14 protein-coding genes and 1 pseudogene are annotated in these 15,197 nt (G+C 63.4%); 14 read left to right on the forward strand and 1 reads right to left on the reverse strand.

Annotated features, from left to right (window positions below; genetic code table 11):
- Nucleotides 1–146: 146 nt before the first annotated feature.
- The gene (locus P3T22_RS27955; RefSeq protein ID WP_063497654.1) at nt 147–1,211 is read right to left on the reverse strand and encodes a glycosyltransferase family 4 protein; all 1,065 of its coding nucleotides are present in this window, start codon (nt 1,209–1,211) and stop codon (nt 147–149) included.
- A 704-nt stretch (nt 1,212–1,915) separates the two neighbouring features.
- Here P3T22_RS27955 and flhD point away from each other — a divergent pair.
- From flhD to P3T22_RS28025, 14 genes and pseudogenes are all read left to right on the forward strand, one after another.
- Nucleotides 1,916–2,236 (forward strand): flagellar transcriptional regulator FlhD, encoded by a 321-nt coding sequence (flhD, locus tag P3T22_RS27960; RefSeq protein WP_063497653.1) that lies wholly within the window; start codon nt 1,916–1,918, stop codon nt 2,234–2,236.
- Nucleotides 2,237–2,239: 3 nt separating this feature from the next.
- Nucleotides 2,240–2,518 (forward strand): annotated as a pseudogene (locus P3T22_RS27965) (FlhC family transcriptional regulator); the annotation flags it as partial.
- A 227-nt stretch (nt 2,519–2,745) separates the two neighbouring features.
- The gene (gene motA / locus P3T22_RS27970) at nt 2,746–3,606 is read left to right on the forward strand and encodes a flagellar motor stator protein MotA (protein ID WP_063497651.1); all 861 of its coding nucleotides are present in this window, start codon (nt 2,746–2,748) and stop codon (nt 3,604–3,606) included.
- Between the two features lie 21 nt (nt 3,607–3,627).
- Complete coding sequence (gene motB, locus P3T22_RS27975) at nt 3,628–4,635, forward strand: flagellar motor protein MotB (RefSeq protein WP_429326710.1); 1,008 nt, start codon at nt 3,628–3,630, stop codon at nt 4,633–4,635.
- 84 nt (nt 4,636–4,719) lie between these two features.
- The gene (locus tag P3T22_RS27980) at nt 4,720–5,097 is read left to right on the forward strand and encodes a response regulator (protein ID WP_063497649.1); all 378 of its coding nucleotides are present in this window, start codon (nt 4,720–4,722) and stop codon (nt 5,095–5,097) included.
- Nucleotides 5,098–5,195: 98 nt separating this feature from the next.
- A complete protein-coding gene (cheA, locus tag P3T22_RS27985) occupies nt 5,196–7,499 on the forward strand; it encodes a chemotaxis protein CheA (RefSeq protein WP_429326711.1) in 2,304 nt (767 codons plus the stop codon).
- 81 nt (nt 7,500–7,580) lie between these two features.
- Entirely contained in the window at nt 7,581–8,117 is a 537-nt protein-coding gene (cheW, locus tag P3T22_RS27990; protein WP_063498122.1) for a chemotaxis protein CheW, read from the forward strand.
- Between the two features lie 69 nt (nt 8,118–8,186).
- Entirely contained in the window at nt 8,187–10,064 is a 1,878-nt protein-coding gene (locus P3T22_RS27995) for a methyl-accepting chemotaxis protein (protein ID WP_429326712.1), read from the forward strand.
- Nucleotides 10,065–10,268: 204 nt separating this feature from the next.
- Nucleotides 10,269–11,255, forward strand: coding sequence for a CheR family methyltransferase (locus P3T22_RS28000; RefSeq protein ID WP_429326713.1), 987 nt, complete (start codon nt 10,269–10,271; stop codon nt 11,253–11,255).
- Nucleotides 11,252–12,022, forward strand: a complete 771-nt coding sequence (gene cheD, locus P3T22_RS28005) for a chemoreceptor glutamine deamidase CheD (RefSeq protein WP_063497645.1) — start codon at nt 11,252–11,254, stop codon at nt 12,020–12,022. The genes P3T22_RS28000 and cheD overlap by 4 nt, the downstream gene beginning before the upstream one ends.
- Nucleotides 12,019–13,122, forward strand: coding sequence for a protein-glutamate methylesterase/protein-glutamine glutaminase (locus P3T22_RS28010; RefSeq protein ID WP_429326714.1), 1,104 nt, complete (start codon nt 12,019–12,021; stop codon nt 13,120–13,122). The genes cheD and P3T22_RS28010 overlap by 4 nt, the downstream gene beginning before the upstream one ends.
- 64 nt (nt 13,123–13,186) lie before the next feature.
- A complete protein-coding gene (cheY, locus tag P3T22_RS28015) occupies nt 13,187–13,582 on the forward strand; it encodes a chemotaxis response regulator CheY (protein WP_063497644.1) in 396 nt (131 codons plus the stop codon).
- A 40-nt stretch (nt 13,583–13,622) separates the two neighbouring features.
- Nucleotides 13,623–14,294 (forward strand): protein phosphatase CheZ, encoded by a 672-nt coding sequence (gene cheZ / locus P3T22_RS28020; RefSeq protein WP_063498120.1) that lies wholly within the window; start codon nt 13,623–13,625, stop codon nt 14,292–14,294.
- Between the two features lie 334 nt (nt 14,295–14,628).
- Complete coding sequence (locus tag P3T22_RS28025) at nt 14,629–15,186, forward strand: DUF2844 domain-containing protein (protein WP_429326715.1); 558 nt, start codon at nt 14,629–14,631, stop codon at nt 15,184–15,186.
- Nucleotides 15,187–15,197: the final 11 nt, after the last annotated feature.

The raw sequence follows: 15,197 nt of genomic DNA on the forward strand, positions 1-15,197 counted from the left end.
GGTTAACTCCTGCAAACCGCTCACGCAAACGATTCAACAGGCAAATGTACTCATGATTGGCGTGCGAATCGGAAAGCGGCGTAAGCGGCAGAAGCACAGCTTAAGCGGTTGAGTGCATAAAAAGGTCAGCCGCTTAAGCACGTTGCTCAACCCACCGCTACCCGGCGCAACATCGGGCGGCGCGTCGCTTCGATCAGTGCCGAATAGCCGTCCACGTAATTCCTAGCCATCGTTTTCGAACTGAAGCGGCGTTCGAACTGCGCGCGAATCTCGCTGCGCGACAGTTCGTCCAGACGCTGCAGCGCGGCCACCGCACCTTGAACGTCCTCGACAATGTAGCCGGTCACGCCGTGGTCGATCACTTCCGGCACTGAACCGCGGTTAAACGCGATCACCGGCGTGCCGCACGCCATCGATTCGATCATCACCAGACCGAACGGCTCCGACCAGTCGATCGGGAACAGCAGCGCCTTGGCGCCTGAGAGGAACTCGGGCTTCTGCGCCTCGTTGATTTCGCCGACGAACTCCACGTGCGCCATGGAGAGCAGCGGTTCGATTTCCTTCTTGAAGTATTCCTGGTCGACCTTATCCACCTTGGCGGCGATCTTCAGCGGCAGACCGCTTTGTGCGGCGATCTTGATAGCTGTATCGACGCGCTTCTCCGGACAGATACGGCCGAGGAACGCCAGATACTCCGGCTTCTTGTGCGTCTGGGGTGTGAGCAACTGCTCGGGCAGGCCGTGGTAAATCGTGTTCAGCCAGTTGGCCTGCGGCAGTGGCGTGCGCTGCGAGTCCGAAATCGATACCACCGGCACGTTCGAGAACGCATCGAACACCGGTTGCAGTTCCGGCAGGTCCAGACGGCCATGAAGCGTCGTCACGAACGGCGTGTCCATGGTGGTGAAGAGCGGGAACGGCATGTAATCGAGGTGAAAGTGCAGCACGTCGAATTCATGCGCGACCTTGCGCACCTTTTCCATCATCAGGACATGCGGAGCCAACGCATCGCGGATGGTCGGGTCGAGGCGCAGCGCACGAGGCCAGCAGGCGTCGAGGTTCGCGGAGGTGACCGAATCGCCGCTCGCAAACAGCGTGACGTCGTGGCCGAGGTCGACCAGCGCTTCGGTCAGATACGAGACGACGCGTTCGGTGCCGCCGTAGAGTTTCGGTGGGACAGCTTCATACAACGGCGCAATTTGTGCGATTCGCATGCGTTTTCTCCTGTTTAAAACGGCTTCGCACAACGGCGCTCGAGTAGAGCGAGGAGCGAATGCCTGACGGACGGTTGGGCGCGGTAAGCCGCCGCCCGGGGTGCTCCGAACCTGCATCGGGTAATCCCCTAGGTGCATTATCGGGATCGGCCGAGCTAATTCGAGTTATTTTTCAAACACTTAATGTTGTTACAGCGCGAAACATGATGCGTTACAGGTCGGCAGGAGGGTTGGCCTGATACTCGGGGGGCATGAGTGATAGACATCCAGGTGCTGGGGGAACAGCAGCAAGAGACGGTCCCGGACCTGGAGCGGTCCCTACACTACGCGTGTTGCGCAGAAGTGAAAACGTCTTATAATTGTTCCTCACCGCAGCAAGGTGCGGACCTTGAGCCACTTATGACTCACCATTTGGTTCACCTTGCCGCTGAAAAATCATCCAAAGCGCATCGCGAATCTCAAGCTGCGCACCGCTTTCGCCTGCTGCAACCTTCTTTCTGCCCCCTCCGTGTAGGAAAAATTCCTACAAGAATGACGGATTAATCCGTCAGGCAGGCTGGGTGTCTGTCCGATTTTCGTCCGCTCCCCATTTCGACACAATGCTGGCAAGACCAGAAACGAGCCGATTCGTGCGGTTTAAGTGCGCGCGTTCGAGCAAACGTTTCCGTAACGGCCTGACCAGCCAGATACACCCCGGGGGAATCATGAGCGCAACAAGCGAAATGCTCAATGAGATCAGAGAAATCAACCTTTCTTATCTCCTGCTCGCCCAGCGTCTGCTGCGCGAAGACAAGCCGATGGGCATGTTTCGCATGGGGATTTCGGACCAGTTGGCCGACGTGCTCGCCAATCTGTCGTTGGCGCAGACCGTGAAGCTGGCGGCGTCCAATCAGGTGCTGTGCCGTTTCCGTTTCGATGACCATGCCGTGCTGTCCGCCCTTGCGGACAAAGGCAAATCCAGCGCCGTGGCCCAGGCGCATTCCGCGATCCTGATGGCAAGCCAGCCAGTCGAGCAACTCGGCTGATGGCAGCTTGTAGTTCAAAAAAAGCGATTGGTACACGCCCTATTGCACGACGACGAGCCCGTGCTCAGTCTCACGCGCGCCCGGACGCTGGTGCGCTTCTTCGACTCCGGAATGCTGCAAATGACCGCCTGCTCCCGGTGCGGCGGACATTTTCTCGCGCATGCACACGATCCGCAGCACGCCTTTGTCTGCGGGCTTTGCCAGCCGCCTTCGCGCGCGGGCAAGACCAGCAAACTTGCCGCCGCCCAGGCCCGCGAAAGCCTCGCTGAGCTCGGGGTTTGAGCCGCAGGGCCGCATCGGCCCGCGGCGCGCGACCCGGTACACGCGTCGACAACCGCCATTCGGCGTGCCTTCCGGCCCGATCGCCGGTGCCGGGCCCGGCTTCGCCGGTTTAAGCCGCCTCTGGTTTACACCGGAGCGACGCGCCGCTTTTCCGTCAAAGTTTTCTGCTCCGTTGCCGTAAACCAGATTAACGACGGTCACCGTCGCTTCTTTGTGAGGGCTCGGCAGTGCTGATTTTCGTGGGAACACTCGTGACGCTTTTGTCCGTTTTCGGCGGTTATGCGCTGGAAGGCGGCCATCTCGGCGCGCTGCTGCAGCCTGTCGAAGTGCTGATGATCGTCGGCGCCGGCGTCGGCGCGTTCATTCTCGGTAACGGGATGAAGACGATCAAGGCGACGGTGCGCGTCATTCCAACCCTGTTCAAGGGCGCGAAATACAACAAGGACGTCTACATGGAGCTGATGGCGCTCCTTTACGTCCTGCTGGCCAAGGCGCGCAAGGAAGGCACGCTGACGCTGGAAGCCGACATCGACGATCCGTCGAAGAGCCCGATCTTCACCCAGTATCCGAAGATACTCGCCGACAAGCACATCATCGAGTTCCTGACCGACTACCTGCGTCTGATGGTCGGCGGCAACATGAACGCGTTCGAGATCGAAAGCCTGATGGACGAGGAGATCGAGACACACCACCAGGAAGGCGAAGCGCCCGCGCACGCCCTGAACAAGGTCGGCGACGCCATGCCGGCGTTCGGGATCGTGGCCGCGGTGATGGGCGTGGTGCACACCATGGCCTCCGCCGACAAGCCGCCCGCGGTGCTCGGCGAGATGATCGCCCAGGCGCTGGTCGGCACCTTCCTCGGGATTCTGCTTTCGTACGGACTGATCGGACCGCTCGCGAGCGTCGCCGAACAGCGCGTGACCGAGTCGACCAAGATGTTCCAGTGCATCAAGGTGACGATTCTCGCCAGTCTGAATGGCTATGCGCCGGCGATTGCCGTCGAATTCGGCCGCAAGGTGCTCTTCTCGACTGAACGCCCGTCGTTCGCCGAGTTGGAAGAGCACGTGCGCCGCGTCAAAGCCAAGTAACGGGCGCCGGGAACCGATTCGATGAGCAAGGACAAAGACCGCGCCATTGTCGTCAAGCGCTCCGCACCGGCCAGGAAGGGCCATCACGGCGGGGCGTGGAAGCTCGCCTACGCGGACTTCATGACCGCGATGATGGCGTTCTTCCTGCTGATGTGGCTGCTGAGTTCGGCCTCCTCCGTGCAGCTGAGGGGCATCGCCGATTACTTCAACCAGCCGTTGAAGATCACCCTGTGGGGCGGCGATCGCAGCGCCGAGGACACGAGCATTCTGAAGGGCGGCGGCCGCGACATTTCGATCGATGCACAGGGTGTGACGCGCGCCACTGACGGCTCGACCGCGAGCGCCGAGCGCACCGCTTCACACAACAACGAAGACTCGGTCAAGCAGCTGCAGGGCGAGATGGAGCGCCGCGAACAGGTCCGTCTGCACGATTTGCAGGTCAAGCTGATGGCCGCGATCGAAGCGAACCCGGTGCTGCGCCAGTTCAAACAGCAGATCCGGATCGACTCGACACTGACCGGCCTGCGCATCGAAATCGTCGACTCGCAGAAACGGCCGATGTTCGCGACCGCGAAGGACGCGGTCGAACCGTACATGCGCGACATCCTGCGCGAAATCGGCCACACGCTGAACGACGTGCCGAACCGCATCATCGTGCAGGGTCACACTGACGCCGCGCAGTACGCGGGCGGCGAGAAGGGCTACAGCAACTGGGAACTGTCCGCGGACCGCGCCAATGCGTCGCGCCGCGAGCTGATCGCGGGCGGTATGGACGAAGCGAAGGTGATGCGCGTGCTCGGCCTCGCGTCGACGCAGAACCTGAACAAGGCGGACCCGATGGACCCGGAAAATCGCCGCATCAGCATCATCGTGCTGAACAGGAAGTCGGAGGAGGCGCTTGACCATGACGACTCCACCACGACCACCCTGTCGGATGACGCAGCCGGCTCCAAGCCGCTGCTGCAAAGACTTGCGCCACCGGTGACGGTTGCGCCGAAGGTGCCGGCGATAGCGCCGGCAGCCCAGTAACAGATAGCGGTCGGCTGGCTGGAGCCGGCGCCCATGTGGCGCGGCCAGCCCGGCGATCCATAGCGTAAGTGCAGCGAGGTTTTCATGATCAGGCACATTCTGGCAATCGACGATTCGGCATCGATGCGGCAAATCCTCGCCGCCACGCTGACGACGGCCGGCTATGAAGTGACGCTCGCGGCGGATGGCAATGAAGGGCTCGAAAACGCGCTCGCCATGTCGTTCGACCTCGTGCTGACGGACCAGCACATGCCGGGCAAGACCGGGCTCGATCTGATTACCGAGTTGCGCGGCAATCCGGCCTACCAGGCGACGCCCATCCTCGTCCTCACGACGGAATCGGGCGAGCCGTTCAAGGCGGCGGCGCGGGCCGCAGGGGCGACCGGCTGGATCGAAAAGCCGCTCGACCCCGACATGTTGACCGAGCTGGTGGCGGCGTTAGCCGAACCAGACCCGGCATGAACGCCTCATAAGCGCCACCCTTACACAAGTTATAGAAGCTCTCGACGCGGCGGCACGGCAGCCCAAGCCTAGACAGGAACTCTCGCGGTGACCCAGGCATGACACTCGACATCACTCAGTTCTATCAGACGTTCTTCGACGAAGCGGACGAATTGCTCGCGCAGATGGAGCAGTTGCTGCTCAATCTGGATATCGCGCATCCGGACCCCGAAGACCTCGCGGCGATTTTTCGCGCGGCGCATTCGATCAAGGGTGGCGCGGCGACCTTCGGCTTTACCGCACTGACGGAAACGACCCACATTCTCGAATCGCTGCTCGACCGCGCGCGCAATAACGAACTCGTGCTGCGCAAGGACATGATCGACACGTTCCTCGAAACCAAGGACGTGCTGTCGGGCCAGCTCGCCGACTATCGCGCGAGCGCCGAGCCGGATGCGGCGCTCGCCAAGGCGATCTGCGCGAAGCTCGAACAGTTGAATGCGGAAAGCCACTTCGGCGCCGAAGCGGCCGCGGCGCCGGCCGTACCGGTGGCAGCCGCAGCACCAGTGGCAGCACGACCAGCAGGTCAAGGCGGTACCCCGCCCGAGCACGTCGTCGAACAGGCGGTGCAGGCGGCGGGTGAATGGACTGACGGCGAACCGGCACAGACCGGGCAAGCCGCGGGCGCCGGCGATGAAGCCGGCCCCCATCTGAAAATTACGCTACGGGGCGTAGGTGAGAAGGACCAGGAACTGCTGGCCGAAGAGCTCGGCAACCTGGGCAGCATAGTCGGAAGGGTCAAAAGCGGCGGCGAATTGACGCTGTGGCTCCAGACCGATGTGACCTCCGACGACATCATCGCCGTGTGCTGTTTCGTGATCGACGAAAGTCAGATCTCGATCGGCCGCGGCACCGCACCGGCGGACGAGACGCAGCAAGGCGAACCTGGAACGCCGGACGCTGCCGACTCGACCCTGGCGCAAGCAGCACAGACGGCACTAGCAGCAGGGGCGGAGCAGGCAGCATCGTCGGCACGGGCGGCCTACACCGCTGCGCCCGCTCAAGCCGCCGTCACGCACGGACTGTTCGACGCTTCGGCGTCGCCAGCGGCTACCCCGGCGCTCGCCGCGGCTGCACCCGCAGCCGCGAGCAACGCGCCGGCGGCAAGCGCGGCGGCGGCCGCCGAACAGGACCGCAAGGCAGCGGCGCGTCCGGCCGCGGCGGCAGGCGGCGCGGAGGGCAGCTCGATTCGCGTCGGCGTCGAGAAGGTCGATCAGCTGATCAACCTGGTCGGCGAACTGGTGATCACGCAGGCGATGCTGGCCGAGACCACCAGCACGTTCGATCCGGCCTTGCACGACCGGCTCTTCAACGGCATGGCGCAGCTGGAGCGCAACGCGCGCGATCTGCAGGAAGCGGTGATGTCGATCCGCATGATGCCCATGGATTACGTGTTCAGCCGCTTCCCGCGTCTGGTGCGCGATCTGGCGGCGAAACTCGGCAAGGAAGTGGAACTCGTCACCTTCGGTCAGGCGACCGAACTCGACAAGAGCCTCATCGAACGGATCATCGATCCGTTGACCCACCTCGTGCGCAACAGTCTCGACCACGGCATCGAAACCGTGGAAGTGCGGCGCGCGGCGGGTAAGGATGCGACCGGCCAGCTGGTGCTGTCGGCCGCGCATCACGGCGGCAACATCGTCATTGAAGTGAGCGACGACGGCGCCGGTTTGCGCCGCGACAAGATTCTCGCGAAGGCCGTGAAGCAGGGCATGCAGGTCAGCGAAACGATGTCCGACGAAGAAGTCTGGAACCTGATTTTCCTGCCGGGCTTCTCGACGGCGGAGCAGGTCACGGACGTCTCGGGCCGCGGCGTCGGCATGGACGTGGTGAAGCGGAACATCCAGTCGATGGGTGGTCACGTGGAAATCACCTCGCATGCGGGCAAGGGCAGCACCACGCGCATCGTTCTGCCGCTCACGCTGGCGATTCTCGACGGCATGTCGGTCAAGGTCGGCAACGAGATCTTCATTCTGCCGCTGAACTTCGTGATGGAGTCGCTGCAACCGCGTGCCGAGGACATCTACACGGTGGCCAACGGCGAACGCGTGGTGCGCGTGCGCGGCGAATATCTGCCGCTCGTCGCGCTGCATGAAGTATTCGCCGTCGAAGACGCCAAGCAGGAACCGACCCAGGGCATCGTCACCATCATGCAAACCGAAGGGCGCCGCTTTGCGATGCTGATCGACGAGCTGGTGGGGCAGCAGCAGGTGGTCGTGAAGAATCTGGAAACGAATTACCGCAAGGTGCACGGCATTTCCGCCGCAACCATTCTCGGCGACGGCAGTGTCGCGCTGATCGTGGACGTGGCGGCGCTGAACCGCGAAACGCGCCACGCGCACGGCGCGATGAGTCTCGCATGACATCCGTAATGGCATCCGCGACGCGGGCAGTTTTCGCAACACTCATTCAATTCATTTCATCCCAACCGTTTGGGGGCTAACGTGGCAGAAGTCCAATCCATCAATTCGAGCGTCGCGAACGCGAGCAGTACGAATGGCCGCCGCGACGCGCAGCAGGCAGACGCCGGCGGTCAGGAATTCCTCGTCTTCACGCTCGGCGCCGAAGAGTACGGCATCGACATTCTCAAGGTGCAGGAAATCCGCGGCTACGACAACGTGACGCGGATCGCCAATGCGCCTGAGTTCATCAAAGGCGTGATCAATCTGCGCGGCATCATCGTGCCGATCGTGGACATGCGCATCAAGTTCCATCTGGGCCGTGTCGAGTACGACCATCAGACCGTCGTGATCATCCTGAACGTCGCGCACCGCGTGGTCGGGATGGTGGTGGACGGTGTGTCGGACGTGCTGACGCTCGCCACCGACCAGATCATGCCGGCGCCGGAATTCGGCGCGACGCTGACGACCGAGTACCTGACGGGACTCGGCACCGTCGACGGCCGCATGCTGATCCTGATGGACATCGAGAAGCTGATGACCAGCCGCGAAATGGCACTGATCGAAACGCTCAGCGCTTAAACGTTACTGCGCGTCACTGCGCATCAATATGTGTCAGTACGAAAGACAGATCGAACAGGGAGCGCCAAGATGTTGAGCAGGTGGTCGATTCGCACGTCGTTGACGATGGTGGGGATCATTCTGGTTGCGCTGACCGTCGTGGTCGGCGCGCTTGGTCTAACCGCGTTGAACGGCGCGAGCCAGTCGCTCGACCGTATCGCGCGCGGCGATCTGGTCGCCATTCACGCACTCGACGATGCGTCGTCGTACCTGTTGCGTTCGCGTATCGCGGCGGACCGCTTCAACGCGCTGTCGGCCGCGGGCAACGCGGACGAAGCGAAGAAAGCGATCGATCGTGCGCAGGAACTGCTGAGCCGAGGCAATCGGAGTTGGCAGATCTATCTCGATACGCCGAAGAAAGGCATCGACCAGGCGCTCCTCGACGACGTGGTCGCCAAGCGTACGAGCGTAATGCGTGACGGCGTCGATCGGGTGTTCGCGGCCCTGAATGCGAACGACATGGCTGCCTATCACGCGATCGACGATACGAAGATCAGCCCGATGTTCATCGCCTACGACGGCGCCGCATCGGCGGTGATCAAGGCGTTGCAGCAAAGTGCAATGGGTCAGCAGACTGCCGCGCAAGCGAACATCTCCCTGATGACCACGCTGATCCTCGGCGTCACCGTGTTCGCGCTGCTGCTCGTAGTGGGCATTCGCTTCGCACTGCGCGGCCTGATCGTGCAGCCGCTGAACGACGCGACGGCGTGTTTCGAACGGATCGCCTCGGGCGATCTGTCCGAAAACATCGAAGTGTTCAGCCGTAACGAAATCGGCCGCCTGTTCGCCGGCATCAAGCGGATGCAGGACAGCATGGCGACGATGGTGAGGTCGGTTCACAGCAGCACCGAATCGATCGACACCGGCGCGCACGAAATCGCGATGGGCAACACCGATCTCTCGCAACGCACCGAGCAGCAGGCTGCCTCGCTGCAGGAAACCGCCTCGAGCATGGAGCAGCTGACTGGCACGGTGCGCCAGAACGCAGAGAACGCGCGCCAGGCGAGCCAGTTGGCGGTCAATGCGTCGGATATCGCGACGCGCGGCGGCGACGTGGTGAGCCAGGTTGTCACGACGATGCAGGACATTGCGACCAGTTCGAACAAGGTCGTCGACATCATCGGCGTGATCGAAGGCATTGCCTTCCAGACCAATATTCTCGCGCTGAACGCCGCGGTCGAAGCCGCGCGGGCAGGCGAACAGGGCCGCGGTTTCGCGGTGGTCGCAGGCGAGGTACGCAGCCTCGCGCAGCGCAGCGCCAGCGCCGCGAAGGAAATCAAGGAACTGATCGGCGACTCGGTCGACAAGGTGCAAAGCGGCTCGGCGCTGGTCGGCCGTGCGGGCAGCACGATGGACGAGATCGTGCAGGCGGTGCGCCGCGTGACCGACATCATGGGCGAAATCAGCGCGGCTTCCGAAGAGCAGTCGGGCGGCATCGAACAGGTCAATCGCGCCGTCGTGCAGATGGACGAGGTGACGCAGCAGAACGCCGCGCTGGTCGAACAGGCCGCGGCGGCGGCGGCGTCGCTCGAAGAGCAGACGCGTCAGTTGCAAGCGGTGGTGAACGGCTGGAAAGTAGCCGGCGGCCAGGCGCGCAGCAGTATGACGGCGGCCCGTCCGCAAGCTGCCGCAGGTCCGAACGGCAGCAGGAGCGTCAGCCAGCACGCGCAGTCGGCAAAGGCAGCGCCGCAAGCGTCCGCCCACACCGCAGCGCACCTGACAGCAGGTAAGGCGACAAGCACGGCAACGCATGCAGCACCGGCTTCGGTCACTCAGGGTGCCGACACCCCACGTGTCGAACCAGCTCTCAAACCGAAGACGGCCCGCGCCGCATCCGAATCCGCAGTACGTCTGGCCCCAGCAGGCGGCGCGGCGGCCGGATCGGACGCGGACTGGGAAACGTTCTAGGAAGTGGCACAAAGACATGCGGTCATTCGGCATCTCGCTCCTTGAGGGGCGAAACTTCGAAGCACGCTTACAAAGCGTGTCGCGGGCCGACTGTGTGTTGGCAGAACTCGCGGGCGGGCGCGACCCCGCGAACACAATCCCGTTCGGCAGAAGCAATCCTTCTGGCGAACAGTGGGATGGCTCGTATTGCAGGCAGGAACTCTCATGATGGCAACGCGCGCACAACAACGTCCGCAAGTGGCACTTCCGCAAGCGGCACCTCTGCAACCGGTACGTCCCGAGCGGGCGGAACCGGCTAGAGCCGGCGAGCACGGACGGGATTTCGAATTCACGTCGGCGGATTTCGCCCGGATTCGCGATCTGATTCATCGCGGCGCGGGCATTTCGCTGTCGGATCACAAGCGGGATATGGCATACAGCCGTCTGGCGCGCCGCTTGCGCGCCCGTGGCCTCGAGACCTTCAAACAGTATCTCGATCTGCTTGAAGCGGAAAACGATCCGGCCGAGTGGGAAGCGTTCACCAATGCGCTGACCACCAACCTGACCGCGTTCTTTCGCGAAGCGCATCATTTTCCGATCCTCGCCGAATTCGTGCCGCGCCGCGCGCAGCCGGTTTCGGTGTGGTGCTCGGCGGCCTCGACCGGCGAGGAGCCGTATTCGATCGCGATGACGCTGATCGAAGCGCTCGGCGACAGCGGCGCGCGTCAGGCCACCGTGCTCGCCACCGACATCGACACGCAAGTGCTGGCGAAAGCCGAAGCCGGCATGTATCAGTTCGACCAGGTGAAGCACCTGTCGCCCGAGCGGCTCAAGCGCTTCTTCCTGAAGGGTACCGGCGCGCACGCGGGCATGGTCAAGGTGCGCCCGGAAGTGCGCGCACTGGTGCGTTTCGAACAACTGAATCTGACCGATCGCGATTACCAGTTGCGCTCGCAGTTCGACGCGATTTTCTGCCGCAACGTGATGATCTATTTCGACAAGCCGACGCAGGCGCAGGTGCTCGCGCGCTTCGAGCCGCTGGTGAAATCGGGTGGTTTGCTGTTTGCCGGCCACTCGGAAAACTTCACGTATGTGACGCAGGCGTTCAAGCTGCGCGGCCAGACCGTCTATGAACTGACGCGTGACGCAGGCGCTGCCGCACGCGCCGCGAGCCATGCCGGCAGCGCAACGACTAACAGGGTGGCCGCATGAGCAGCACCCTGCCGATCGCCAACAATCTGTACTTCGACAACCACTTCCAGCGCCCCGGCGTGAAGCTGTTGCCGAATGAGTTTTACACGACGAGCGAAGACATGGTGCTCGTCACCGTGCTCGGCTCGTGTGTCGCGGCCTGCATTCAGGACCGCACTGCCGGCATCGGCGGTATGAATCACTTCATGCTGCCCGACGACGGCACGGATGTCGCGCAAGCCGCGTCGGATTCGATGCGTTACGGCGCGTATGCGATGGAAGTGCTGATCAACGAACTGATCAAGGCCGGCGGCCGGCGCGAGCGCTTCGAAGCCAAGGTGTTCGGCGGCGGCGCGGTGCTGGCCGGCATGACGACGATGAACATCGGCGATCGCAATTCGGAATTCGTGCGCCGCTATCTGGCGCTCGAAAAAATCCGCATCGTCGCAGAGGATTTGCAGGGCAATCATCCACGCAAGGTCGCCTTCATGCCGCGCACCGGCCAGGTGATGGTGAAGAAGTTGCGCCTGCAGCAGGAAGCCGGCGTGGCCGAGCGCGAACAGGCGCTCGTGCGGCAAAGCGCCGAAGCGCGTGCCGAGCGGCTCGCGGCGGCGCGCAAACGGGTCGAGCTGTTCTCGACGCCGGCTGCCACGCGGCCCAAGGTCGAACTATTCGGCACCGCAGCGGGCGGTGCGGGTGCCGGCGCATCGAAGCCGCGCATCGAGCTGTTCGGCGCAAGCCCGCGCCCGATTAATTCAAACAACGCCAGAACTACAGAGGAGGCGTGAGCGCTGTGCAAAAGATCAAAGTACTGTGCGTCGACGATTCGGCGCTGATCCGCAGCCTGATGACGGAAATCATCAACGGCCAGCCGGACATGACCGTCGTGGCGACCGCACCCGATCCGCTGGTCGCGCGCGATCTCATCAAGCAGCACAATCCGGACGTGCTGACGCTCGACGTCGAAATGCCGCGCATGGACGGTCTCGACTTCCTCGAAAAGCTGATGCGTCTGCGGCCGATGCCGGTCGTGATGGTGTCGTCGCTGACCGAGCGCGGCAATGAAATTACGCTGCGCGCGCTGGAGCTGGGCGCGGTCGACTTCGTCACCAAGCCGAAGGTCGGCATTCGCGATGGCATGCTCGAGTACTCGGAAAAGCTCGCCGACAAGATTCGCGCAGCGGCCCGCGCCCGGGTGCGCCAGGCCGCGCCGGTGCAGCCTGCGGCTGCTCATGCCGCGCATGCGCCCGCCGCCGCCGCCGCCGCGCCGCTTTTCAACAATCCGCTGCTCAGTACCGAGAAGCTGATCATCGTCGGCGCATCGACGGGCGGCACCGAAGCGATCCGCGAAGTGCTGGTGCCGCTGCCGCCGGATGCGCCCGCCGTGCTGATCGCGCAGCATATGCCGCCGGGCTTCACAAAATCTTTTGCGCAACGCCTTAATGGTTTGTGCCGCATTACCGTTAAAGAGGCAGAGCACGGCGAACGCGTGCTGCCGGGACATGCGTATATCGCGCCCGGCCACGCTCACCTGTTGCTGGCCCGCAGCGGGGCGAATTATATTGCTCACCTGTCGGACGAACCGCCGGTGAACCGGCATCGGCCGTCGGTCGACGTGCTGTTTCGTTCGGCCGCGCAGCACGCGGGCAAGAACGCGGTCGGCGTGATCCTGACCGGGATGGGGCGCGACGGCGCCGCCGGACTGCTGGAGATGAAAAAGGCGGGGGCGTACACCCTCGCACAGGATGAAGCGAGCTGTATCGTGTTCGGCATGCCGCGCGAAGCCATTGCGCTCGGCGCCGCGGACGAAATTGCGTCGCTGCCGGAGATGAGCCGCCGCGTGATGGCGCGTCTGTCGTCGATGGGGGACCGCGTACAGCGGGTATGATGCGCGCCATGTGGATTGAACTGGCGGTCATGCACCGCATCATGGATCAAGCAAAGGGAATGAAATGGATAAGGGAATGAAGATTCTGGTGGTTGACGACTTTCCGACGATGCGCCGGATCGTTCGCAACCTGCTCAAAGAGCTCGGCTACTCGAACGTCGACGAGGCGGAAGATGGTCAGGCCGGCCTCGCGCGTTTGCGCGGCGGGTCGTATGACTTCGTGATCTCCGACTGGAACATGCCGAACCTCGACGGTCTGGCCATGCTCAAGGAAATCCGCGCCGACGCCAGCCTCACGCATCTGCCGGTGCTGATGGTGACGGCCGAGTCGAAGAAGGAAAACATCATCGCGGCGGCGCAAGCCGGCGCGAGCGGTTATGTCGTCAAGCCGTTCACGGCCGCGACGCTCGACGAGAAGCTCAACAAGATTCTCGAGAAGATGGCGAAAGCCGGGAGCTGATGTGACTCTGCCGACCAACGCGCAAGGCGCCGACGCGGTGATGGAAAGCGGCGACTTCGCGTCCGACCGCATCCTCGCCCGGATCGGACAACTGACGCGCACGCTGCGCGACTCGATGCGTGAGCTCGGGCTCGACAAGCATGTCGAGCGGGCGGCGGAAGCCGTGCCCGATGCCCGCGACCGTCTGAAGTACATCGCGAACATGACCGAGCAGGCTGCCGAGCGCGTGCTGTCCGCGATTGACGTCGCCAAGCCGATCCAGACGCAACTGCAGCAGGACGCGGGCGAGCTCGACTCGCGCTGGGAGCAGTGGTACGCGGCGCCGATCGAGCGCGAAGAAGTGCGCGCCTTGATGAACGACACGCGGACCTTTCTGCGCGGCGTGCCCGAAGCGACCAGCGCGACCAACGCGCAGCTGATGGAGATCATGCTGGCGCAGGACTTCCAGGATCTGACCGGCCAGGTCATCAAGAAGATCACGGACGTCGTCTACCTGATCGAGCAGCAGCTGCTCGGCGTGCTGGTCGAGAACATCGCGCTCGAGCGGCGCGAGCAGTTCGCGGCGAATGCGGCCGCCCTGGCGGCTGAGCCGTCGTCCACCGGCAGCCCCGAACATCTGCTGAATGGTCCGCAGATCAATCCGGAAGGCAAGACGGACGTGGTGCAGGACCAGTCGCAGGTTGACGATCTGCTGGCGAGTCTCGGCTTCTGAGCGGCCGGCTGCCCGCAAGGGCGTAGGGGCGGGCCGCCGGATCGCCGGATCGCCGGATCGCCGGATCGCCGGATCGCCGGACCGCCGGACCGCCGGGCCGGTATGGGTGGCAAGCTACGCTCCCGAGTGCGCTAGCTGTCTGCCGATACAATCCACAGGCATACTGCGAACTCGAGCAGCGGCACGGCTTTCTGGTGAGAAATAGTCACCGGGCGGTGGCACGGTGAAGCATTCCTTCAGAGTGCGACCGCAGTCGTGCCGTATGATCTGCATACATGCAGCCGGTTCGTACGAGGTGCGAGCCGAGCGGCAGCAGTTCGGGAGGAGCCTTGTCATGTGGAGTCATGTCCGTCGCGCCGGGTTCGTTATGGCGCTAGCTTTGCCCTGTTCGCTGTCAGCCGTGCGGTCCGCCTATGCGGGACTGGGCGGCGCCCCGATGACGCCCCCTGCGGATGCGCTGGTTTCTTCCCGCACCGTTGAACCCGGCACCAGTTCGGCAACGGCGGCTCAAAGCGTCATGCGTTCTGCCTCCAGCGCGGCCGCTTCTACCTCAGCCCCCACCTCGGCTTCCGCGTCTTACACCGTGCGTGAAACTACGCTCGGCAACGGCACGGTGGTGCGCGAATACCTCGCCGCGGACGGTTCGGTCTTCGGCATCGCGTGGCGCGGTCCGCAAATGCCGGATCTCAGCGATCTGCTCGGCAGCTATTTCCCGCAATATGTCGCCGGCGTAAAAGCCGTGCGCGCGGCGAGCGGAGGCGCTCGTGGCCCCGTTGCGGTCGACCAGGGCAACCTCGTGGTGCGCTCCGGCGGCCACATGGGCGCGTTCAACGGTCAGGCCTGGTTGCCGCCGGCGTTGCCCGCCGGCGTTAGCGGTTCCGACATCCAGTAAGGGCGAGGACG

This window comes from Paraburkholderia sp. GAS348 (assembly GCF_050434205.1).
GTDB lineage: Bacteria > Pseudomonadota > Gammaproteobacteria > Burkholderiales > Burkholderiaceae > Paraburkholderia.

Excerpts from the sequence above, each read along its gene's own strand:
- P3T22_RS27995 (WP_429326712.1), top strand. The coding sequence starts at position 8,187 with ATGTTGAGCAGGTGGTCGATTCGCACGTCGTTGACGATGGTGGGGATC.
- motB (WP_429326710.1), top strand. The coding sequence starts at position 3,628 with ATGAGCAAGGACAAAGACCGCGCCATTGTCGTCAAGCGCTCCGCACCG.
- flhD (WP_063497653.1), top strand. The coding sequence starts at position 1,916 with ATGAGCGCAACAAGCGAAATGCTCAATGAGATCAGAGAAATCAACCTT.
- cheD (WP_063497645.1), top strand. The coding sequence starts at position 11,252 with ATGAGCAGCACCCTGCCGATCGCCAACAATCTGTACTTCGACAACCAC.
- cheY (WP_063497644.1), top strand. The coding sequence starts at position 13,187 with ATGGATAAGGGAATGAAGATTCTGGTGGTTGACGACTTTCCGACGATG.
- P3T22_RS28025 (WP_429326715.1), top strand. The coding sequence starts at position 14,629 with ATGTGGAGTCATGTCCGTCGCGCCGGGTTCGTTATGGCGCTAGCTTTG.
- P3T22_RS27955 (WP_063497654.1), bottom strand. The coding sequence starts at position 1,211 with ATGCGAATCGCACAAATTGCGCCGTTGTATGAAGCTGTCCCACCGAAA.
- P3T22_RS27980 (WP_063497649.1), top strand. The coding sequence starts at position 4,720 with ATGATCAGGCACATTCTGGCAATCGACGATTCGGCATCGATGCGGCAA.
- cheZ (WP_063498120.1), top strand. The coding sequence starts at position 13,623 with ATGGAAAGCGGCGACTTCGCGTCCGACCGCATCCTCGCCCGGATCGGA.
- cheA (WP_429326711.1), top strand. The coding sequence starts at position 5,196 with ATGACACTCGACATCACTCAGTTCTATCAGACGTTCTTCGACGAAGCG.
- P3T22_RS28000 (WP_429326713.1), top strand. The coding sequence starts at position 10,269 with ATGATGGCAACGCGCGCACAACAACGTCCGCAAGTGGCACTTCCGCAA.